We start from the raw sequence: 23063 nt of genomic DNA, 5'->3' as shown, positions 1-23063 counted from the left end.
GTGAAAAACTAAATTAAACCTTTGTCAATGAAAGCCCTTTTCAAGTCAAGTGCACCATATCTTGGACTTGATACAACTGGTAATCCATATTTATTTTGTACTAGTGTTTCACAATAAGCCATAGAGCCTTGGCATAATAATATGACATCAACCTGATTGGCAAGTTCTCCTGCTTTTTCTAATATTTGTGCTTGAAAGGTTTCTTGATTAGCACCAAACGCATCAAAAAGTCCATCCATTATGGTAATTTGTTGTCCCATCTGTCTAGCGACTTTGTATATGGTTTGCTTTGTTGGGTTTAAAGTGGTTGGAAGTGTCGCTAGTACTCCAATCCTTCCTTTATTTCTAACTGCGATTCGAACTGCATCTTTGCACATTTCTTCATCAATTCTTACAATAGGAACACCCAGATATTTTCCAATTTCCTTTGCTGCATCTGCCACCTCTCCTACTGAAGAGCATACATTCAAAATAGCATCTGCCCCATCTCTTATCGCATTCATATACATGGTGACTAATTTTGCGCCTGCATTTGATGTAACATAAGAAGCATTTCTTATCTCTGCCAATATAGAAGCATCTTCATAGGTAAGTAAGGTAACATCACCAAGATTTCTTTTTACTTCTTGCTCCACCATTTCAATTAACTCTGGCGTCGTACTTGTATAAACCAAACCAACTTTTAACACTTATAACACATCTCCTTTCAGCATTGTTTTAATTCATTTACCATGTTTAACACAAGAATATTCCAATTAATAAATCCACCATTCATGATTGGTTCTCCATTAAAAGGATTATAGTACTCATGAAGACTTTTGCTCTTTTCTAAATCTGTGCCAAGTAAAAGCAAGGAATTATTGCATATTTCTTCTGCTTCTTTTACATAACCATAGTTTAGTAATCCTTTAAACACTGTATAATTTGCTACCAGCCAAATTGGTCCAAGCCAGTTGGAAGGATTATTTGTGACAGATAGATCAAACATTTTTTCATCTTTGGCTAATGTGGTAATACCATAAGGACTTTTAAATGTCTCCTCATCAAAGATATGCTCAACAAGATATTTTGCCTGCTCCTTGGTTGCAAAACCTGCATACAAAGGCAAGAATCCTGACCAGCATCGAATCTTAATCGGAAGTGTCTTCCAAAATACACCAAGTCCTTGATGAAACCAATCAAAGTTTCTCGTTTTTACGTCTACATCAACAGAATAAAAGAAACGGTCTCTCTTATCATACATTTCTTCTTGAATGGCATGTTCTAGTTTTTGCGCCTCCATCAAGTAATATTCTGCCTTCTTTGTATCATATGGGGCACATTCTTTTAGAATCTTTGCATAGTTATTTAGTTCCATCACCATAAAGCTATTTAAGAATATATTTGCAGTTGAAAATTTAGGTCTTCCAAAGGAGGCTGGATCATTATCCATGCCAATCATGATATCATCGCACCAGACAAACAGACCGCAGTTTTTGAAATAGTAGTTCTTATAATAGCAATCAAAGTATAAATCAAGTTGACTAATCGTATCGTTTACCCATGAATAATCTTTTATAAAGTCACTAATCAAGACAATTTGACTACACAAAAATGGCTTATGCATATTCATAAGAATTCCTTCTTTATGTTTCATGTTCAAATATGGTTCTGGCCATTTACCAACCTCTATCATCATAGGGATATAACCATCTTCCAATTGATGATCTAAAAAATTTTTGACATTTCCTTTTGCATGTTCAATGATTCTATCCTTTAAGTTTACATCTGTAAAACGATTCACCAAATTAAGCAAACCGTACACCGACCAATAAGTATCCCAGTCCCAGACATTGCCATCATATACAGAGCCTGGGTCAATAAAAGGATATTTAATAAACCCCACTGGTTTTTTTAAAACATTCTCTACATTTTTTTCAATAAATTCGAACAAAGATGCTTCATAATTTTTCATATGTTGTCTCCTCTTCTTTTCCATCATCCCTTTACGGCTCCTGCTGTCATTCCTTCCATAACCGTTTTATTCAACGCCATATATAATCCAAGCATTGGTAAAATACTCATAGATACGGAAGCAAATATCGCGCCCCAATTCTTTGCTCCAAATTCATCAGAAAAATAAAGTAATCCAGTCTGTACTGTTTTAAGGCTTGAGGAACTAATAAAGGTCATGGAAAACAATAAATCATTCCATTTAAAGAAAAATTGTAATACTAATACTGTTACGATTGCATTCTTCATAAGTGGAACGACAACATACCACATCAATTTATAAATTCCACAACCATCAATCACCGCTGCTTCCATGATTTCATCTGGAAGAGAACGAATGTATCCCGTAACCAAGAAGATGGATAAAGATAGTCCAAATGCAATATATGTAATAATAAGACTTGCTCTGGTGTTTAACAGTCCTACTTTGTTATAAATCTGAAAGAGAGGAATGAGCGAAGTTGCCACTGGCACCATAATTCCAAGTTGAAAATATTTTGCTACTGCATTTTTGAACTTCCATTCCATCTTTGTTACTGCAAATCCCACCGTAGTAGAAAAAATCACGATAAAGACAAGTGCAATTAAGGTACAAAGTAAACTGTTTTTAAAATAAGTTGCCATATTTCCTCTTGTCCAAGCATCAACGTAATTTTGAAAATAAAATCCTTCGTTTAACGCATATGCGGGCTTTGAGGACCATTCATAGGATTGTTTAAAGGATGCCGTCAACATCCAAAAAATTGGATAGATTTCAACTACCACTAATAAAAAAATAAAAAGTTTAATTAATCCAGATTTTAAAGTGAATTTCTTTTCTGCTTTCATATCGCATCCCCCTAAAGTTCTTTTTTGTCAAAACGCCCAATTAAAGTGGAACCCATGATACAAATTAGAAAAATAACGATTGCGATTACACTTCCATATCCTACTTTATTATAAGAAAAGGACACATTATACATATACATGGACAAAGACTTTGTTGCATTACCTGGTCCTCCATTTGTTAATGCCAGCGATGATTCAAACATTTTCACTGTTCCTGAAAAGCTAAAAATCAAAGATGTTATTATCATTGGGCGAAGCAGTGGTGCTAAAACGGTTCGAAATAAATCCCATCCATTCGCCCCATCAATCCTTGCAGCTTCAATTACATCGTGTGATATATCCAGTAAGGCTCCGTAGAAAATAACAGAATAAAATCCCATGGCAACCCAAATATCCATAAAGCTTAATGCCCCTAGTGCTGTGGAAGCCTGCCCAATCCAAGGCTGTACTAGGTGATCAAGTCCAAGGCTTGATAATACACTATTTAATAAACCGTAACTTGGTTGAATTTCATATATTTTCGAAAATAATTGTCCAACTGCTACTGTAGGAAGAACAACTGGAAAAAAAACTAACGTACGGACAAAATTTTTAAATTTCTTTAACCAAAAATGAAACATAAGTGCAAGGCATAATCCTAAACCAACCTGCCCAAGCATAACAACTGCTACATATCTAATATTAACCCATAATGCTGCCACAAAATTTTTATCTTTAAAAAGCATTGCATAATTTTTCAATCCAGCAAATTCCCACTTAAGTCCTGGTGAACCAGAGTATAAAGAATAGTAGAAGGACCAAAAAACTGGAAGAACAACAATGATGGAATATACAAGAAAAGCAGGAACTACAAACAAAGCAATTGCTTTTTTATTTTTCAATACATTTTTCATATCGTCACCTTCTTTTATTTAAATAAAGTGCCTGCATCGCAGGCACTTTGTGCCCACGCGGGTTGCGAAGCAACCACTTCCACTCCGCGTGGTGTGCATATTTGGCACATCGTGCCTTTTTTTAATTGCTTAAGTCAAATGCATCTTGTATTGATTGCATGTATTCTTCTGCTGACATATCACCCGTTAACAAAGTTTGAACATTTTCCTGTGCAACGGTTGATACTTCGCTTCCCATTGTTGCTTCATACCAAGTAAAAGCAGATTTTGCTGAGTTGATGTTATCAAGTACCATCTGTGTATATCCTGAAACATTAGAGGATGCTGTATCGTAATTATAACCTTTTACAGTACCTTGTAATTTCATTGCAGTATTACCCATATTTTCTACAAAATATTTAATAAACCATCCAGTTGCATCATCGTATTTTTCTTTACTAAAGCAAAGGATGTTACCACAATTCATGGAATAGGAATCTCCTGCCGAAATTTTTTCATCTACGACTGGAACATTAAAAAAACCAATTCCATCATTACCTGCCAAGTTTGCAGAATCATCATTTAAATTCGAAGTAAACCAAGAACCGTTGTAAAAAATAGCAGCTTTTCCTGTCATTAACATAGACCCAGCCGTATTCATATCAACCGTTGTAACTCCTTGCCCAAAGTAGCCTTTATCAGCCCAATCCTGAATTTTTTGCGCAGCTGCTACATATGCCTCATCTGTATATTTTGCTTCACCATTGGCAGCTTTTGTCATTGCATCTGGTCCTGCACTTCTTACCAAATAAGCATTGATTAAACGAGTTACACCCCATTTATCAGAACCACCTGCTGCAAGTGGCTGAATACCTGCATCATTTAATTTAGCCAATGCATCTTCAAATTCCTCCCATGTAGTTGGAACTTTAACGCCAGCCTGTTCAAACAACGCCTTGTTATACCAAAAACCTTCTACATTTAATCCTAATGGTAAGTCATAAATATCATCCGTTCCTGAAAGTGTAGAAAGCAATGAAACTGCAGAAGGATTCATAGAATCTGCACAACCATATTGTTCTAACACCTCACTGATATTTACAATTTTATCCGCATCAATCAAATCTACAATTGGTTTTCCTGATTCATAAACAAAAATATCTGGTAAATCATTGGATGCTGTTAAAGTTGCAATTTTTTGCTTCAAGTCATCAGAGGATACCAATTCGTACTCCCAGTTAAAATTCGGATTCATTTCAGCCTGGTACTTTTTACAAATCTCATTAATGAGAACACCATTATCATTATCTTCTGCCCATATTGATAGTATTTTAATAGTTTTCTCTGTTTGAGGATCTTGAGTTGCTGCTTGCCCTTGGTCGGTGGAATCGGTTGCTGCTTCACTTTCAGTGGTTGAAGGTGTGTTCGTCTGTGTTTCTTTTGATGTCTCTTTTGTTGATCCATTTCCACAGCCTGCTAATAAAGCTGCTACCATTGCTACAGAGAGCAAAGTTGATAAAATCTTTTTCTTCATTGCAAAACCTCCCATTTGATATGTTTTGTAAGTATTGCATAGACGAAATTATGCTTTTCATCTATATATATACAATATCACACATCAACTTTTATTCTAGTCAGTAATATTTTATATAATGTACACTTTTTTTGGTTTTTTGTTGTTATGTATGTTGATTATATCACTTCTTGCGTATGCATCCCTTATATTCATTGGGTGTTTTACCTAAATGTTTCTTAAAAATATCACAAAAATATCGATAGTTATTATATCCAACCATTTCACTCACATTACTGACCTTGTATCCCTCCTTTAGAAGTTCTTTTGCTTTATTAATCCTTAAATTCGTAAGATATTTTACATAACTCATACCAACTTCTTCTTTAAATAAAATACATAAATAAGAAGGATTCATGTTGACTACATCCGCTAACTCAGTCAGACCAATGTCTTTGTTATAATTTTCTGATATATATTGTAACAACTTATTTACCACGAAATGATTTGCACCAATTTTCTCTGCTTCCATGGAGGCGGCTATTTTCTTCACAACCAAGCTAATATACTCTTTTATTTCTTCAATCGTCTTGAAACGTTCTATTTCAGCATGTGATATATGTACCCATTCTTCATGAATCTGTTTTCGCTCTGCAAATAACTCTAACAACACACAAAGCAAATGATAACACTCTTTTTTATAAATCCCCAAATATTCGATTTGATTCCTAAGCTGACTTAAATATACATTACATTCTTTTCTTAATTCTTCTGGCTTTTCTAATATCACCTTCTCCATCATGTTACCCATATAAAGTTCAAACAAGCTCGTCTGCCTGCTTTGGGCTTCATCTTCTCTTGTTAACTTTGCAATGACTTCTTCTAATTTTTCCATAGTGATTGGTTTATCGATATAGCCCTTTACACCAAGACTGATTGCCCGCCTTGCATATTCAAATTCTGTGTATCCACTAATTACAATAAATCTCGTTTTAGGCAACTCATCTTTTATGATATCAATCAAGGATAAACCATCCAAACCAGGCATTCGTATATCCGTAATTAATATATCAGGCTTTTGAGTCCTAACAACATCTAGTCCCTCTATACCATCTACGGCAGAGCCTACCACTTCACAGTCCATAGAACGTTTTTTTATGATTGCTTTAATTCCTTCCACAACAATATACTCGTCATCAATAACCACTATTCTATACATACTTATCCTTCCTTTACAATTGGTAGTGTGATACTGGCAGTCGTACCTTGCCCTCGTTCACTGTAAAATTTCACCAGATACTCTTCTCCATAGAATAATCGGATTCTTTCTTGAATGTTGTGCACACCATAACCTGAATCTAATTTTGAGAGGTCTAGTATTCCAACTCCATCATCCTCAATCACAAAATGTAACCTATCATTTGTTTCATAACCCCTAATATGAATACTACCTTTTCCTCTCTTTGGCTCTAATCCATGATACACAGAGTTTTCTACAATTGGCTGCAAAATAAAAGAAAGCATTTTTTTATCTAGCATTTCCTCTTCAACGTCAAGTAAAAATAAGAATCGGTCGCCATGTCGTAAGTTTTGAATTTTCATATAGGCTTTTATTTTTTCCAATTCATCCTTAACCCGAATCAACTTATCTCCTTTGTTCAAACTTAGTTTGAATGTATCGGATAAACTTTTCACCATTTCCGCTATATCATCCGCATCTTTAATAATTGCCATAAAATAGAGGGAATCCAATGTATTATACAGAAAATGCGGGTTAATCTGGGATTGCAATAACAATAACTCCGCTTCACGTTCCTTGATTTGTGCATTTAGCAAGCGTTCTCTAAGCTCTAGATTGTTACGAGCCATATCTTGAAATTTCCTACCAACCATTCCAACCTCGCTATAATCAAACTCTACTTCTACCTGAAAGTTTCCATCTCCAACTTCTATAATGGCCTTTTCAAGGGTTTCAAGAGGTCTACTAATTCTTTTAGATATGGTATTAGCAACGCCGATACTTAGAATAATTAATACAATAACAGCTATAACAATGACCCATCCAATGTAATTACTCTCCTTACTTAGTTCATTTCTTTCAATTACATTTACAATATCCCAATTACTACTTTTGTTATGATAAGAACTAAATAAGTATCTTCCGTCTGCTTCCCCCTCTTCGTAAGCGTTTAATATCTTAGCACTATCCTCGGTGTTTCCATTAAAGTAAACCAAGCTTCTATTTCCCGCATCATTTCTTATCTCGTCTTTATCAATTATCATATAACGGTTGGTCGTATAACTTTGAATCTCTGTGCTAAATGCTTTATCCAAAAGCTTTTTTCGAATATTTACTACCATATAGCCTACATTCTCACCTGTCTCTGCATGGATCAATTGTTTGACCATAGAAAAAACATCTGCATTTTCATCTTCAAATAAAACGTTATATCCGTAAAATACCTCTTTGCCTTTGGCCTGATTTGCCACCTTAACCCATTCTTCCTCCAATAGATGGTCCGTAGTATAGTAATGACTCATTTTCCCTTTTTGTGTCGTATTTTTCGTAACAAAAAGCCAGCTTCCCCGCTTATCTAGAATTGTCATGCTTTGAATCATTTGGTTGTGATTTGTTATTTCATTCATAATGCTTTCCATGGTAAGTTTATTTCTTGCAGAAAAATAACCTGTGGTGCTATCATCATTTAACATAATGTTTAAGAACGTACCGTTTGTTAATACGGTTCTTATTTCATCTACAATGGTATTTAATTGAATTTCAATATTACTACTAGAAACCTGAAGATTGTAATAATGAGACTCCTGATAATTTTTTTCAATCGTTCTTTTTGAAATGGCAAAAATAGAGATACCTAAAATAACCATAATTAAAATCGATACACATACCATGGAATAAAGAATTTGCTCTCTTATCGTTCCTTTCATATTCCAAGCATCTTTCTAGCTTCCACAGGAGTTGCCACTTCCAAATCCATAGCGCGAATCAAAGTAGCTAACTTTTCGACTAGCTCATAATTATACTTAGCAACCTTTTTACTAGAAAGATATCTACTATCTTCAAACCCAATACGAACCAAGGAAGCACCCATGGCGATTGCTCCTGCTAAAAAGCTCCAATTATCTCTTCCAAAATGAGTTACACCAAAGAAAGCATTCTCTGGTAAAAAACTTCGAAATGCACTTAACGCTTCCATTGTCGGTTGCATTCCTCCCTTATGTCCAAATACTAAATTAAATAGAAGTGGTTCTCGAAAAGGTAATTCTTTGCGTATGCACTCTATGTTATGTATCATTCCAATGTCAAACACCTCAATTTCTGGAAGAATTGCTCGTTCGTAGCACACTTTTGCACAATAACGAATATCCTCTAAGGAGTTACGATAAATTGCCTCACCTAGATTGGTAGAGCCTCCATTTAACGAAGCACTTTCAACCTTTGGATACCAAAGAGGATTGCATCGTTTTTCTATGGTCATATCTGATATCCCCCCTGTTGACGCCTGAACAACGATGTCACGCTTTTCTAAGATTTTATCAAATGCAAACGAAATATTTGAAATATCAGGAGTTAATTTTCCTTCTCTAGTCTTACAATGTAAGTGACACATGGATGCACCAGCATCCACACATTTTTCTATATCAGCTACAAGCATCTCTGGAATAAGAGGATCTGGACCTGCTACTGGTGCTACTGAAATAATTACTTTATTCATACGCTTCTTCCTCCATCAACTCAAGTACTACGTTTCTTAGTGTAGACTCATCTCCAACATTACCTGGAAAAATGACATAAGGAATACCAGGAAACTTACTCTCCTCATCCGTTTTCCAAACAGGGATACCAGGTTGTACTTGTCCAAGTACCATTGCTTCTTTTACACGAAGCGCTTTTACTCCTATATCACTTGATGTAATACCACCTTTTGCAATAATAAAGGATGGCTTTTGTCTTAATTCCCCCACTACTTTTTGTACTGCATTTGAAATTTCAACCGAACGAAGTAATGCTTTTTCTTTGGTGTCATTTTCTAATATCAAAAGTTGTCTTTTTGTATAAACAACAACGCATCTTCCCTTCTCAATCATTTCATCACACTGCATAACAACACGTTGCACTTCTTGGTCAAGCTTTCCTTCCAGTACCAAATCTGTATTCATTTCTAAAAAATACATTCCTTTTATGTCTTTTAGCGCATTAAATTGTGCTGTTGTCTTCTTTGTATGTGAACCTATGACAATTAAACCACCAAAATTTGACTTACTCTTTATCATCTGTGCTTTTGTCAGTAGTGGTTGATCTTTAATATGAGCAATTGCCTTTACAAAATCTGCTGCCGTTCGAAATAAAAATCGCTTCCCCTTCGCCAAAGCTTTGTATAATACAATAGTAAACACCTTAAGGTCCTCTTGTTCTAATGCGTTTACAATAACCTTTTGAAATTGATTCACTTGCATAAGTTTTTCTTCTATTTCTTTTAATTTTAGACCTCTTAATTCCTGTAAGGTAATCGTTACAACGTCTTTTGCTTGAAATCTTTCATTTGTCTTCTCCTGCACATACTGGCGCAAATCAGAATTTTCATATCCAAAGGTCTTGTCCTTGGCAAACTCTGTCTCATTCGCCGGCACTAACTCATCCTCGTACTTTACATAATGTACATTTTCTATTGTGATTCTTCCACCCGCTTCAAAAAATGGAATCAAAATCTCACCATCTACAATCCAATTATTTTCTTCCTCCAACTGCTTGCAAAGAACCTCTGTTTCGAGCGGAAAATGACCACGTAGAGTGGAGTCGCTTCGGTTGATAATCAAAAAAGGAATGCCTTGCTTTTTCGCTACCACTGCTGTATTATGTGCGACTTCCTTGTGAAGTTTTGTCGTTTCCTCTTCTGTTAATCCTCTCGAGTTCGTCAAAATAAAGAACATTTTGTTTAAACTCTTAAAACCTTTTTCAATACTTTTTATTGACCAATCTGTAAATACTGATACATGATGTATTGATTGTACTCCAGTAGGGTCATCATCAAGAACAACAATTTTATAGTTAGCAGAATCCACTGCATTTTTTAATTCCTTCTCTATCCAGTCTTTTTCTTCTTTGTTAATTTTCCATGATGTAATGGCATCATATTGTTTTCTGACTTGGCTGTAAGATAATCTTTTATATTGATGTATTTCTGACACGTTTTTCTCTCCTTATATCCTTTATTTTTCTTCCATGGCTTGTATCCGTATTGCCATATACGGCTTAGAAGGTAGGTCAATTTGGAAGGTACCGCTAAATATACCTAATCGGTTGATTGTCATATCCCAAGTATCAATTAATTCCACTCTATATTTCTTATCTGTTCTCATAAAAAACTCTAAAAATGCTGGACAAGATATTCCAGTATAAAATAAATAATAGTTTCCTTTATAGTCTGGATGAGACGCAGTAGCAACATTATCACTCCACCTTGGTATTTCAGCAGGTTCTAATCCACCCATTGGTACCTCTTCCACTATTTTTCTTAAGAATTCTATTCTTTTGGGACTTTCTCCATATAAACGAATCCCATGTGACCACCAAAGCTTATCTTGTTTATTTACGTAAGTCTCTCCGTGACCACAATAACCTCCTCTAACCGTTGTCATCCAAAAGAGACGCACCATTTCTTTAGCAGGAAGATTCCCCCAAAAATGATTGATATTTCCTTCATAACCCACCTCATCAAGTACTACTGGCTTTTGATACATTTCTCTCCAAGTCTTCGTATTTACAACCGATAGGTGAATTTCAGTTCTTTGAATACTACAATGAGTAATCCATTCTTTTGTGTAATCGTATAAGACTTTACAATTATGTATGGAACGAAGTCGTTCATATGGATCTTCTTCACAGATCACCCTTGCAATTTCCTCCCAATCAGCAATGCTTTTTGCTGGGCATAAATCAAATTCATTTGCAAGAGACCACCAGACATTTCGATAGGCAGAAAATCTTGCTATCACATATTTTAAATAAAATTGATCTTGCAGGGGAGTCATGGTTGAAAATCCCCATCGGTCGTATGGGTGAAATAAAATAATATCTGCTTCTATCCCGATATCCATTAACTCTTTGATTCTTTCTTCGATTATTTCAAAATGTTTTGGATTAAATCGTGTAAAATCCCATTGATTTTCAGGATTCGAGGGAAGATAGGTCTCAAAGTTATCTCTTTTTAGATTTTTAATACTACATGGTACTCCAACATATGGGTAGGTAATGGGTTCATAAAGATTATAATCGTAATGTTTGGGAAAGATACAAAATCTGATTTTATTAAAAGGACTTTGCTTTAAAGATTCTATGGTACTATCTTGTGAATTTTTTACCTGATGTGTCCAAGCATAACAGGTAGTGCCAAACGGATAGTACGGCGTTTGATCAGCATAGGTAAAATGATATTGATTTGCTACTTTTACAGGACCATGGTTATTTCCAGTATTACATACAACTAAAAACTCCCCTTTTTCTTCCTTTTCTGAATAACTACCAAAAATTCTATATTGATATTCCTTCTCATAACTTGGCATAAAACGAACAACATACTCTCCATCCCCATTGTAAAAACCACTTACTATTTTTCTTTCAGATTCGCAGACAAATTCTCCTTTGATCCACTCATCTGCAAAAGGATTCCCTTCTTTTTTCCCTTGTAGCCTAATTTCAAAAATGTCAAAACGCTCTATTGTTTTCATACGCAACTCCTTTACCCTTTGATATGAATATTATAAATAATTTATATATAATTTCAATGGATTCAGACATTACTTGTCAATTTTGACGATATGCACAAGAATAAGGGGTTGTTTTCAGTAGTATTTCCGTTGTATTTTTTTGTTTTTTGTCTGTTATTTTTGTATCTTTTAGTTGTAACGAAAACCATCTACTTACATACTTAAAAACAGAGTGTCTGCTTTGCAGACACTCTGTCGCGCACGTGGCTCAAGTATATTATTTCTTCTCAAATTTCATTTTTCCATCTCCCAACTCTTCCATATTGCTGGTTGGTACCCAACTGTAGCTTTATTTCCATTTCTTACAATTGGAGTTTTGAATAGCTTGGGATTTTCTAAAAGTTTTTCTTCTTTATCTTCTTCTGCCAGATATTTAACTAATAGTAAGGTATCTTGATCCTTTGTCTTTTCATCAATTAACTTTTCATAACCACCAACTGCCTGTTTGACACGATTGAATTCTCCTTTGCTCATGCCCTTTTGTATCATATCAATAGACTGATAGGTTATCCCTCTTTCTTTGAAATAACGCTCTGCTTTTTTGGTTTCAAAGCATTTACTTTTTCCAAATATTTGAATGTTCATTTGCCTTTCCTTTCATCCACTTATTTCATCTCAAAATGTTTCGTTCACATATTGCTATTGTTCCAATTGTCTAATATTTTTGTCCTTACGGAAAACGAGACAGGTTACAACTCCAAGAACACCAAGAACAAAAAACAAAAATGCGGCACCTGATCCTTTGCCTGTACCAAAAAACATCACGAAAACTCCTTGTGCTGGTTGTATTGCCATAAATGGTTCAAATACCCGATCAACCAATACTCCCCCTAGAAAGTATCCAATCGGAATTGTAAAAAACTGAAGCGTATTTCTAGCAGAGTAAATACGCCCTTGCATAGGTAGGGGAATATAACTTCGAAATAACACATCCATATTTGCATTCATAATAGGAATCCCAATCCAGCCTAAAACTGCACCAACACACCATATAGGCAGGGTGTTTCCAAATGCTAAAAAGAAGTTCTCTGTGCTCATTGATAGCAGCAATGTATTTAGTATCACCTTTACCCTACTCATAGGAGTTGGTGATAAAGATACCATTATACTACCAACTAACATTGAAATTCCTGTGACCATATTAATCACACCAAGCGCTACTTCTCCTCCTGTCTCCTTGGATAATATCATGGCCGGTAAAGCAGCGTTGTACATGGACGCAGTAAAATTAATGGCTGCCAAAAACAGTATCAAATCTAGAATTCCACGATTTTGTTTCATATACTTAAGTCCATTTTTAGCAGATTGTAACACTGTCTCTTGAGTCGTTTTTTCTTTTTGTATTTCTGGTATCTTAATAAAAAAAAGCAATGCAAGAAAAGCAATTACAAATGTTATTAAGTCTAGTAAAATTACAGTTTGTATATTCGTTAACGCCAATAGTGTTGACGCTATCATTGGTGTTACTATATTAACAAGTGAATTGGAAAAAGAACGCATTCCACTTGCCTTTTGATAATGTTTTTCTGGAATTAATAAACTCGTTGTTACATCTGCAGCTGGTTGCTGAATTGTATTCATCAATCCGTTTAAGGCATTTAGAGCGTACAGATGCCATATCTCTAACCTATCATTACGCAGTAGAATCCAAACAAAAACCGTACAAAAAGCTGCAAAACTATCACTCGCTAACATAATGTACTTCTTATTCCAACGATCACTTATTGCTCCTGCAAATATACTCATGATTACATAAGGTACATAGGTACACACAGACAACATAGCGGTCACTAAAGCAGATTCATATCTTTGGTAAGATAGGATAATTAAGGCAAAATTAGTCATCGAACTACCCAATGTGGAAATTGATTGCGTACTCCATAATATAATAAAGGCCTTTAGCTCCTTCATTGTTAATTTAATTTGATCCATTCGACTTTGCTCCTTCTTAATTGAATTAAATTACTTATCGATATCGATTAAGATGCAAAGTCTTTTCGGACTCATGTTTTACTCCATGCAACGAATGCCTGAATCCGAATCAGACTCTGCATGGAGCAAATGCAATACAAAGCTTCATTTTTTTCCTCCTTATGGTTTCATTTATAATGTTCTTATATTTCTTTATTTTTTTATTATAGCATATCAAAGCGAAAAAGTAATACCACACAATAACTAAATCCGCCTCATTATCTTCATTTCTATCACAAAAACCGGAGAAGTATTTTCTTCTCCGGTTCAAATTATCACATTATTTATTCTACTACTTTTTTCTTAAGTATTCCAAGAAGAAATGCTGCAACCACAGTTCCAATTGCAAGTGCTAATAGATAAAGCAATGCATTTCCAACTACAGGGAATACAAAGATTCCACCATGTGGCGCCATCAAGGTACAATTAAATGCCATGGATAACGCCCCTGCTATTGCAGATCCTATAATACAAGATGGCAATACACGAAGAGGATCGGATGCTGCAAATGGAATAGCTCCTTCAGATATGAACGCCATACCCATAATGAAGTTTGTTGGTCCTGATTTTCTTTCCTCAGTAGTAAATTTATTTTTAAATAACAAGGTTGCAAGTGCAACAGCTGTTGGTGGCACCATACCTCCAACCATAACGGCCGCCATAATATCATAATTACCAGCTGCAATTGATGCAGTACCAAACACATACGCTGCTTTATTTACAGGTCCTCCAAGGTCTACAGACATCATACCTCCAAGAATCAAGCCAAGTAAAATCTTACTAGAACCACTCATATTCTTAAGTCCTTCATTCATTAGCGTATTCAACGCTCCAACTGGTGGTTCTACAATAAAGATCATAATAACTCCAACAATCAAGATACCAATCAAAGGATATAGTAATACAGGTTTGATTCCATCAAGAGATTCTGGTAGTTTGTCGAATACGTTACGTAACAATACGATTGTATATCCTGCAAGAAATCCTGCAACAAGTGCTCCAAGGAAACCTGAACTTCCAGCTGCTGCTATTGCACCACCAACAAATCCCAGCGCAAGACCTGGTCTATCTGCAATACTCATGGCTATATAACCGGCAAGTACAGGAAGCATAAATCCAAATGCTTTACCACCTAAGTCTTTAAAGAAGGCTGCATATGGAGTGATACTACCAAATCCACCTCTTGCTTCTAAAGAAAGAGCATTCATATCAACCAAAAATGCATCAATTAAAAATGCAATTGCAATTAAAATACCTCCGCCTACTACAAATGGCAACATATGAGATACACCACTCATCAAATGCTTATAAATCGTATGCGCTTTGCTGGAACTTGAGATTGAATTAGTCTCTTGCTTACCACCTTTTGACGTATAAATTGCTACATCACCACTGATTGCTTTTTCAATTATCTTATCTGCCTTACTAATTCCATCGGATACTTGGCATTCAATTACCTTTTTTCCTGCAAATCGATCCATTGGAACCTTTGTATCCGCAGCTACGATTATACAATCTGCCTGTGCGATTTCTTCGTCTGTCAACACATTTTTCGCTCCACCTGAACCTCTGGTCTCCACTTTTATGCTACAGCCTCGTTCTTTTGCCTTCTTTTCAATCGCCTCAGCTGCCATATAAGTATGAGCAATTCCAGTTGGGCACGCGGTAACTGCCAAAAGTTTAATTCCCTTAGTATTTTGTTTTGCAACTTCGTTACTTGTCGTATTATCTTTCGCATTCTCTGCTTGATTGATAATGTTAATGAATTCCTCTTTTGATTTTGCCTTTTTTAATTTGGATACAAATTCTTCATCCATAAGTAAAATAGATAATTTACTTAAAACATCCAGATGCACATTGTCTTTTGTATTCGGTGCTGCAATTAGAAAAATAAGTTGTACTGGTGCATCATCTAATGCTTTAAAATCCACACCATTTTTAACCACCATAGCAGCCAAGCCTGGACTTTTTACTGCATCACATCTACCATGTGGAATCGCAATTCCTTCTCCAATTCCAGTGGTTCCCTCTTCTTCTCTTGCGTAAACAGCCTCTTTATACGCTTGCACATCTGCTATTTTTCCAGATGCAACCATTAAATTAATACAAGCATTCAACGCTTCCTCTTTCGAGTTTACTTTACCGTTTAAATCAATGCTTTTTAAATCCAATAAATCGGTTATTCTCATGAAAAACCCTCCTCTTATAAAATAGTTTTTAATAGTTGTAAAACTTCTTCCTTTTTTGCTAATTGATTTGAGAATGCACTTGCACTTCCAGTTGCAACACCCATTTTAAACGCATACTCATAATCTCTTCTTTCTAGATAACCTGCCAAAAAGCCCGCCACCATAGAATCTCCTGCACCAACCGAGTTAACTACTTTACCTTTTGGTGCTTTGCTTTCTAAACAATTTCCTTCCTCGCTTATAAAAACTGCTCCATCACCTGCCATTGAAACTAATACATTTCTTGCTCCCATTTCTTGTAACTTTTTCGCATAATATACAATATCTTCTTTCTTGCTAATCTCTATGCCAAAAATTTCGCCTAGTTCATGATTATTCGGCTTAATAAGAAATGGTTTTTTTTCTAATACATTTACTAGTAAGTCATTGGTAGCATCCACTACAATTTTTACTTTGTTTTCCTTTAGTCGTTCCATTATTTCACAATATATCGTTGAGGAAACACCATTTGGAATACTTCCTGCTAAAACCAAAATATCATTTTCCTTTAATCGCTCCAGTTGTTCAAACAGTTTCTGCAAATGCTTTTCTTCAATGACTGGCCCGATACCATTGATATCTGTTTCTTCTTCGGCTTTTAACTTAATGTTAATCCTAGAGTTTCCTTGGTTTAGGTGAATAAAGTTACAGCTTAATCCCATTTCCTTTACCTGTGCCTCTATTTCTCTACCAGTAAATCCTGATACAAATCCTAGCGCCATGCTATCGTACCCTAAATTATGAAGTACAATCGACACATTAATTCCTTTGCCACCAGGAAGCATATGTTCTTTATCCACACGATTTACTTCACCTAGTTTTAATTCATCTACCCAAACCGCATAATCCAAACAAGGACTAAATGTCACGGTATAAATCATGTTCATTTACCTCCAATATATTTGTACACTGTTTATAAGTATTATCTTCAAGGCTTGTTGTAATTATTTTTGAATTTGAAAATTCAGCAAACGTAATTGGAGAAATTTGATTAAATTTGGATGGATCACATAATACATAACGATCACTGCACCTAGCAAATGCAGCCTTTTTCACCATTGCCTCGTTTAAGTCTGGAGTTGTAAATCCAACCTCCATACTAATTCCATTTGTTCCAAAAAATCCTTTTGTAAAATTGTATTTATTAAGATTTAGTATTGCTTCATTTCCTACCACAGCTTCCGTAGAAGCCTTTAATTCTCCGCCAATCAAATAAACTGTGCACCCTGCCTTTACCAGCTTTTGTGCATGTGTAATTGCATTTGTAACAAAAACCGCATTTTTTTCTTCCAAATAATCTATGATATATTCAGTCGTTGTTCCTGCATCCAAATATACAAAATCATTCATTCTTATTAAGGAAGCTGCATATTTTGCTATTTTTTTCTTATCCTTTAAATTAAGACCTTGGCGTGCCTCAACATAATCATCTTTTGTATGATAGTTAGACCCAAGTGCAATTGCACCTCCATGTACTTTGATTAATCTTGCGTTAGAATGCAATGTAGTCAAGTCTCTTCGAATCGTTGATTCAGATGTATCCAATAAGTCCATGAGTTCCTGAACCGTAACACTTTTCTTTTCATCCACAATTTTAAGTATTTTTTCAAATCTTTGTTCCACTAACATGGCAATACCTCCTTGACTGATTTTGATTATACACTCACTTTCAGTCATTTTCAATCATTTTCATTCACAATTTTTCATCTTATTTTTTGTGTATTTTTAACAAAAATTATGTTTTTTACTCCGATATTTATTTGTTTTTACAATTTTACGAATCAAAAAACTCTTTTTCATTCAAATTCAGTCATTTGTTTTCAAATACGTTCTTATTATATCATACGAAACATAAGGAACAAATCATTTTATTTAAAAATCGAGGAATCGTTTTATATTTGCAATAAAAAAAGAACCGTTACGTAGTCTATTAAATGGGCTTACAGGCACCAGACCAGACAACATTTAACGATTCCTTATTTTTATTCTTTCACTAGTTCTCAATTATAAATTTCTCTTCATTAAAATTACTATAATAACTTCCCTCTTTGGCGTGAAACTTTAAGACACAGTAATCTGGATCGCTGACACCTTCTTTGTAATACATCGTATCCCCTTCTCTCCAGATACGTTCCTTTGCCTCTACTGTTTCTAAAACTTCGAATTCTCCCAAAAGGTTGACTCCCCGAAAGAAACGTTTATCCACAAAATAAATGCTTCCTTTGGGATTTTCTCTTAAATGTTTAACTTTTTTAGAGGAGGTATTGGTAGTAAACCAAAAGGTATGAATGTCCTCTCTTTCTCTTGGTGCAAGCATTGCTTTGCTAACTGGATACCCCTCTTCATTTAGATAACTTAATACTGTCATATTGGATTTATCAATTAGATTTCCAATTGTCTGTGATGGATTTCTCATCATTATTTTATTCTCTCCTTCCTTTAGTTCATTCTTATTTATAATAAAAATTCCGACATTACAAGATTACTTAAATCAAGCCCCTTCTCTGTTAAACATACTCTCCCTTCTTTTGTTTCTAATAATCCTTGCTGTGTCAGTCTTTTACTTGGTATACCATAGATTGTTTCGAATTCATCATGAAATAGCTTTTGAAATTCTTTCATGCTTACTCCTTCTGTTAATCGTAAACCAAGAAACATAAATTCTTCCATTTGGTCTTTTTGTGATAATATTTGAACATTTTGATGTGTTTTAGTTATTTGATTCGATATCGTTTGTAAGTAGCACTTTAGATTTGCTTCATTTGTAAATCTTTTGTCGTGAATTAGGGAAGCCGCTCCTAAACCAAAACCTATATAATCTACTCGCTTCCAATAACCAATGTTATGCTTACATTCGTATCCTTTTTTACTATAATTTGAAATTTCATAGCGATTGTAGCCAGCCTGCTTTAATATTTCTTTGGTATCATAATACATTTGTCTTTCTTCCTCCTCGAAAGGAAGGCTTAAAAGACCTTTCTCCCATTTATCAAAAAAACTTGTCCCTTCTTCTATGATTAAGCTATACGCTGATATATGTTCTGGTGATAGTGCCACCACCCTTTCAAGCGTCTCTTTCCAACTCTTGATTGTCTGCATTGGGATTGCAGACATCAAGTCTATATTAATATTGGTAAATCCAACGTTTCTGGCAAGCTCATAATTGCTAACAAACTCTTCATACGTATGAATCCTGCCTAATTCTTTTAACTCATGATTATTAGTTGATTGAAGTCCCATACTAATTCGATTAATGCCCGCTTTCATATAACTAGTAAACTTTTCTTTGGTAATCGTTCCAGGATTTACTTCTATTGTAATCTCTGCCTCTTTAGCAACCTCAAAAGTATCATACACCTGTTGTAAAATAGCAGTTATTTCCTCACCTTTTAAAATGGAGGGCGTACCGCCTCCAATAAAGATAGTTTTCACTCTATACTCTTTTATTTGTCCGCCTTCCAAATTTGCATTCTTTATCTCCCGAATCAAGGCAGGCACATAGGCTATATCATACTGTGGAAAGGATAAAAAATCACAATATCCACATTTCTTTGCACAAAAAGGGATGTGAATATATATTTCTAGATCTTGCTTCACCATAACTACTCCTATTTTATAAACAGGAATAGGGCAAATACTACTTTTATGGTATTCGCCCTGTCCTTTTCATCAATCTTTATCTAATTTCAAAACACTCATAAATGCCTTTTGTGGAATTTCTACATTTCCAACTTGTCGCATTCTTTTCTTACCTTCTTTTTGTTTTTCAAGGAGCTTACGCTTTCTTGATATATCACCACCGTAGCATTTTGCTAATACATCTTTTCTCATAGCCTTTACGGTTTCTCTCGCAATTACTTTACTTCCAATTGCTGCTTGGATTGGTATTTCGAATAATTGTCTTGGTATCTCATCCTTTAACTTTTCACACATCTTTCTTCCACGCTCATAAGCTGTATCTGCATGTATGATAAAAGAAAGTGCATCCACTTCTTCTTTATTAATAAGGATATCTAACTTAACCAATTCTGACTTTTCATAGCCTTTCATCTCATAATCAAAAGAGGCATAGCCTTTTGAACGTGATTTCAATGCATCAAAAAAATCATAAATGATTTCATTTAATGGAAGATCATAACGAAGTAACGCTCTGGTTCCCTCGATGTATTCCATTCCATGATAGACACCTCTTCGTTCTTGACATAAATCCATAATTTGTCCGATAAATTCTGTTGTTACCATAATTTCAGCACGAACAATTGGTTCCTCCATATAATTAATTTCTGTCGGTTCTGGAAGATTGGATGGGTTCGTCAACTCAATCATTTCATCATTTGTCTTGTACACTTTATAGATAACACCTGGAGCTGTAGTCACAATATCTAAATTGTATTCTCGCTCTAATCTTTCTTGAATAATCTCTAAATGCAGTAGTCCTAAAAATCCGCAACGAAAACCAAAACCAAGTGCAATCGAAGTCTCTGGTTCAAACTGTAATGCTGCATCATTTAATTGTAGCTTTTCCAATGCATCTCTAAGGTCTGGATACTTTGCTCCATCTGCTGGATACATTCCGCAGTAAACCATTGGATTAACCTTCTTATATCCTGGCAATGGTTCCTTACATGGATTTTCCTTTGTTGTAATGGTATCACCTACGCGGGTATCCTTTACATTCTTAAGACTCGCTGTAATATATCCTACCATTCCTGCACTCAATTCATCCGTTGGAATAAATTGTCCAGCTCCAAAATAACCAACTTCAACCACTTCTGCTGTTGCCTTTGTTGCCATCATCTGAATGGTTGTTCCCTTAGACACTCTGCCTTCTTTGATACGACAAAAAACAATTACTCCTTTATAGGAATCGTATAAAGAATCAAAGATAAGTGCTTGCAATGGAGCATCCTTATCCCCAAGTGGCGCTGGTATCTTTTGTACAATCGATTTTAATACCTGATCACAGTTAAGCCCTGTCTTAGCTGATATCAATGGAGCATCTTGTGCTTCAATCCCTATAATATCTTCAATTTCATCAATTACCCTTTCAGGGTCTGCACTTGGTAAATCAATTTTATTAATAACTGGGAACACATCTAGATTATGGTCAAGCGCCAAATACACATTCGCCAATGTCTGCGCTTCAATTCCTTGTGCTGCATCCACTACCAAAATTGCTCCGTCGCAAGCTGCAAGACTTCGTGACACTTCATAATTAAAATCTACGTGTCCTGGAGTATCAATTAAGTTAAATATATATTCTTCTCCATCCTCTGCTTTATAAATAACACGCACAGCCTGTGCTTTAATTGTAATTCCTCGTTCTCTTTCTAAATCCATATTATCAAGTACCTGTGCCTGCATTTCTCTGCTGGTTAACAGGCCTGTCATTTCAATGATTCTATCAGCCAAGGTCGACTTGCCATGATCAATATGGGCAATAATACAAAAATTTCTAATTTTACTTTGGTCTATTGACATTCATTTTCTCCTTAATTCAAGCTTTGCTGTAGCAATTGTAGCATATTAAAGACCAATATTCAATTCCCTTTCAATACTTTATCTATAATATCTGCCAACGGTTCCATTGCATTTTTTGCTTCTTCTAGTGTATTCGTCTGTGCTCCAAGTTCTACCAAAGTTGCTCTTGGCATTAAGTGTAAATTATAGCGATATCCCTTCAAATAAATCTTTCTTGTCAGATTCGGATAATACTTAGCTGCCTGCAACTGCATTTGGAAAGAAAACGCAAGATTGTCTTCAATATATGGATTATAAAGATATTCAATGTTTCCAACCTTGCTATTATAGCTAAGCCCATTAAAAAACATAAACTGGGCGGTTTGTTTTCCATTTACATCCGTTACCAAATGCACGTTATCCTTTAATCCATCTCGATGCAAGTCTATGATTACTTGAATCGATGGATTTTCTGACAATATACGTTTTATGTTTGGTTCTGCTAAGGTAAATGCATAATTACGGTCTAGTTTTCCGTTTATCATATCATATACCGAACTGTCATGAATTACATTATAACCATATGTATTGGCTAATATTTGTGCCAAATGCTCGCCTACTCCAACAATAGTCGTACTACTATCCCCTTCTATCGAATCTACAAATGCTTCTTGAGAATGTGTATGGTAAATAAGTATTTGAGGAACTGAGCTATCTTGTTGAATACTCATATCTCTTTCTAACAATTTTTTCGCATTTAAACGATCACCATCCACCGAGGTAGTGGAATCAACGGAGTAGAACGTATTTTTTAGAAAATCAAAATCAGCAAGCTTTTCAAGAGAGTATTCTACTCCTGTAATTGTGCTTAGTGTTGCTGAGCTTTCAACTGCTTCTGTATCAGTAGATTCTCCCTGTTCGTTTTCAACCTCTTGGTTTTTTGTCTCGGTTTCCTTTGCCTCTTCGGTTGGCTCTGACGGTTCTTGTTGCTCTGTCGTTTGCGTTTGGTCTACATTACCTTGCTCTAAGTAGTTTGCATTTTCTTTGGCCGCCAAATCGCCATTGCTTTCTATTACTTCTCCCGTTTCATGATCGACATAATTTTCATCCGCTGCCTCAGCCGCTATAATCATTTCATATGTATATTCACTATCCGCTGTAGTTTCATAACCATCACTATCATCAAAGTAATGATAAATTGGTGCATTTTCCATCACTTTATTTAAAACATCTTGCACTAAACTGTATTCTTTTGTACTTTTAATACCATATGTGACTCCTGGCATATACAGATTCATTACATTCTTGCCTACTGCTTTATTCATGCTATTAATTACCGCATTAAGGGGATTTTCCATGCCCTTAAATACTACCATAGAAAATCCCCTGATGCTAACATATAAGCCTAACAAA

The 23063-nt window shown here is 35.2% G+C and carries 19 protein-coding genes; all 19 read right to left on the bottom strand.

The annotated features are described in order from the left end of the window. Positions 1-8: 8 nt before the first annotated feature. The 19 genes from F7O84_RS02365 to spoIIP all read right to left on the bottom strand — a co-directional run bounded on the left by F7O84_RS02365 (position 9) and on the right by spoIIP (position 23026). Positions 9-689: an aspartate/glutamate racemase family protein gene (locus F7O84_RS02365; protein WP_243140787.1), complete on the bottom strand. Its 681-nt coding sequence runs from the start codon at positions 687-689 to the stop codon at positions 9-11. A 17-nt stretch (positions 690-706) separates the two neighbouring features. After that, entirely contained in the window at positions 707-1954 is a 1248-nt protein-coding gene (locus F7O84_RS02360; protein ID WP_151141451.1) for an MGH1-like glycoside hydrolase domain-containing protein, read from the bottom strand. Positions 1955-1977: 23 nt separating this feature from the next. Further along, positions 1978-2820 (bottom strand): carbohydrate ABC transporter permease, encoded by an 843-nt coding sequence (locus F7O84_RS02355; protein WP_151141448.1) that lies wholly within the window; start codon positions 2818-2820, stop codon positions 1978-1980. An 11-nt stretch (positions 2821-2831) separates the two neighbouring features. After that, entirely contained in the window at positions 2832-3713 is an 882-nt protein-coding gene (locus tag F7O84_RS02350; protein ID WP_151141445.1) for a carbohydrate ABC transporter permease, read from the bottom strand. 121 nt (positions 3714-3834) lie between these two features. Continuing rightward, complete coding sequence (locus F7O84_RS02345; RefSeq protein ID WP_151141442.1) at positions 3835-5226, bottom strand: ABC transporter substrate-binding protein; 1392 nt, start codon at positions 5224-5226, stop codon at positions 3835-3837. A 163-nt stretch (positions 5227-5389) separates the two neighbouring features. Beyond that, positions 5390-6424 (bottom strand): response regulator transcription factor, encoded by a 1035-nt coding sequence (locus tag F7O84_RS02340; RefSeq protein ID WP_151141439.1) that lies wholly within the window; start codon positions 6422-6424, stop codon positions 5390-5392. 2 nt (positions 6425-6426) lie between these two features. Beyond that, positions 6427-8151, bottom strand: coding sequence for a cache domain-containing sensor histidine kinase (locus tag F7O84_RS02335; protein WP_151141436.1), 1725 nt, complete (start codon positions 8149-8151; stop codon positions 6427-6429). Next, positions 8148-8939 (bottom strand): beta-keto acid cleavage family enzyme, encoded by a 792-nt coding sequence (locus F7O84_RS02330; protein ID WP_151141434.1) that lies wholly within the window; start codon positions 8937-8939, stop codon positions 8148-8150. Before F7O84_RS02330 ends, F7O84_RS02335 begins: the two co-directional genes overlap by 4 nt. Next, complete coding sequence (locus F7O84_RS02325; protein WP_420886619.1) at positions 8932-10350, bottom strand: four-carbon acid sugar kinase family protein; 1419 nt, start codon at positions 10348-10350, stop codon at positions 8932-8934. Before F7O84_RS02325 ends, F7O84_RS02330 begins: the two co-directional genes overlap by 8 nt. Before the next feature lie 84 nt (positions 10351-10434). Next, positions 10435-11952 (bottom strand): DUF5605 domain-containing protein, encoded by a 1518-nt coding sequence (locus tag F7O84_RS02320; RefSeq protein ID WP_151141430.1) that lies wholly within the window; start codon positions 11950-11952, stop codon positions 10435-10437. 273 nt (positions 11953-12225) lie between these two features. Next, on the bottom strand, positions 12226-12576 hold the full coding sequence (locus F7O84_RS02315; RefSeq protein ID WP_151141427.1) for an arsenate reductase family protein: 351 nt from the start codon (positions 12574-12576) through the stop codon (positions 12226-12228). 54 nt (positions 12577-12630) lie between these two features. Continuing rightward, complete coding sequence (locus F7O84_RS02310) at positions 12631-13923, bottom strand: MFS transporter (RefSeq protein WP_151141424.1); 1293 nt, start codon at positions 13921-13923, stop codon at positions 12631-12633. A 323-nt stretch (positions 13924-14246) separates the two neighbouring features. Beyond that, complete coding sequence (locus F7O84_RS02305) at positions 14247-16151, bottom strand: PTS fructose transporter subunit IIABC (protein WP_151141421.1); 1905 nt, start codon at positions 16149-16151, stop codon at positions 14247-14249. Positions 16152-16165: 14 nt separating this feature from the next. Then, positions 16166-17071 (bottom strand): 1-phosphofructokinase, encoded by a 906-nt coding sequence (pfkB, locus tag F7O84_RS02300; RefSeq protein ID WP_151141419.1) that lies wholly within the window; start codon positions 17069-17071, stop codon positions 16166-16168. Continuing rightward, positions 17049-17819, bottom strand: a complete 771-nt coding sequence (locus F7O84_RS02295; protein WP_151141416.1) for a DeoR/GlpR family DNA-binding transcription regulator — start codon at positions 17817-17819, stop codon at positions 17049-17051. The genes pfkB and F7O84_RS02295 overlap by 23 nt, the downstream gene beginning before the upstream one ends. A 364-nt stretch (positions 17820-18183) precedes the next feature. After that, entirely contained in the window at positions 18184-18606 is a 423-nt protein-coding gene (locus tag F7O84_RS02290) for a pyridoxamine 5'-phosphate oxidase family protein (RefSeq protein ID WP_151141628.1), read from the bottom strand. A 38-nt stretch (positions 18607-18644) separates the two neighbouring features. Next, complete coding sequence (gene hemW / locus F7O84_RS02285; protein WP_151141413.1) at positions 18645-19790, bottom strand: radical SAM family heme chaperone HemW; 1146 nt, start codon at positions 19788-19790, stop codon at positions 18645-18647. 69 nt (positions 19791-19859) lie between these two features. Continuing rightward, entirely contained in the window at positions 19860-21671 is a 1812-nt protein-coding gene (gene lepA, locus F7O84_RS02280) for a translation elongation factor 4 (RefSeq protein WP_151141410.1), read from the bottom strand. A 59-nt stretch (positions 21672-21730) separates the two neighbouring features. After that, positions 21731-23026, bottom strand: coding sequence for a stage II sporulation protein P (gene spoIIP, locus F7O84_RS02275; RefSeq protein WP_243140785.1), 1296 nt, complete (start codon positions 23024-23026; stop codon positions 21731-21733). Between the last annotated feature and the right edge of the window lie 37 nt (positions 23027-23063).

This window comes from Candidatus Galacturonatibacter soehngenii (genome assembly GCF_008830185.1).
In the GTDB taxonomy this organism is placed as follows: domain Bacteria; phylum Bacillota; class Clostridia; order Lachnospirales; family Lachnospiraceae; genus Lachnotalea; species Lachnotalea soehngenii.
Note: the sequence above shows the minus strand (reverse complement) of the source record. Positions and strands in the feature narration are given on the sequence as shown.

Coding starts and splice junctions, on each gene's coding strand:
- F7O84_RS02360 (WP_151141451.1), bottom strand. CDS start 1,954: ATGAAAAATTATGAAGCATCTTTGTTCGAATTTATTGAAAAAAATGTA.
- F7O84_RS02355 (WP_151141448.1), bottom strand. CDS start 2,820: ATGAAAGCAGAAAAGAAATTCACTTTAAAATCTGGATTAATTAAACTT.
- F7O84_RS02350 (WP_151141445.1), bottom strand. CDS start 3,713: ATGAAAAATGTATTGAAAAATAAAAAAGCAATTGCTTTGTTTGTAGTT.
- F7O84_RS02345 (WP_151141442.1), bottom strand. CDS start 5,226: ATGAAGAAAAAGATTTTATCAACTTTGCTCTCTGTAGCAATGGTAGCA.
- F7O84_RS02340 (WP_151141439.1), bottom strand. CDS start 6,424: ATGTATAGAATAGTGGTTATTGATGACGAGTATATTGTTGTGGAAGGA.
- F7O84_RS02335 (WP_151141436.1), bottom strand. CDS start 8,151: ATGAAAGGAACGATAAGAGAGCAAATTCTTTATTCCATGGTATGTGTA.
- F7O84_RS02330 (WP_151141434.1), bottom strand. CDS start 8,939: ATGAATAAAGTAATTATTTCAGTAGCACCAGTAGCAGGTCCAGATCCT.
- F7O84_RS02320 (WP_151141430.1), bottom strand. CDS start 11,952: ATGAAAACAATAGAGCGTTTTGACATTTTTGAAATTAGGCTACAAGGG.
- F7O84_RS02315 (WP_151141427.1), bottom strand. CDS start 12,576: ATGAACATTCAAATATTTGGAAAAAGTAAATGCTTTGAAACCAAAAAA.
- F7O84_RS02310 (WP_151141424.1), bottom strand. CDS start 13,923: ATGGATCAAATTAAATTAACAATGAAGGAGCTAAAGGCCTTTATTATA.
- F7O84_RS02305 (WP_151141421.1), bottom strand. CDS start 16,151: ATGAGAATAACCGATTTATTGGATTTAAAAAGCATTGATTTAAACGGT.
- pfkB (WP_151141419.1), bottom strand. CDS start 17,071: ATGATTTATACCGTGACATTTAGTCCTTGTTTGGATTATGCGGTTTGG.
- F7O84_RS02295 (WP_151141416.1), bottom strand. CDS start 17,819: ATGTTAGTGGAACAAAGATTTGAAAAAATACTTAAAATTGTGGATGAA.
- F7O84_RS02290 (WP_151141628.1), bottom strand. CDS start 18,606: ATGAGAAATCCATCACAGACAATTGGAAATCTAATTGATAAATCCAAT.
- hemW (WP_151141413.1), bottom strand. CDS start 19,790: ATGGTGAAGCAAGATCTAGAAATATATATTCACATCCCTTTTTGTGCA.
- lepA (WP_151141410.1), bottom strand. CDS start 21,671: ATGTCAATAGACCAAAGTAAAATTAGAAATTTTTGTATTATTGCCCAT.
- spoIIP (WP_243140785.1), bottom strand. CDS start 23,026: ATGGTAGTATTTAAGGGCATGGAAAATCCCCTTAATGCGGTAATTAAT.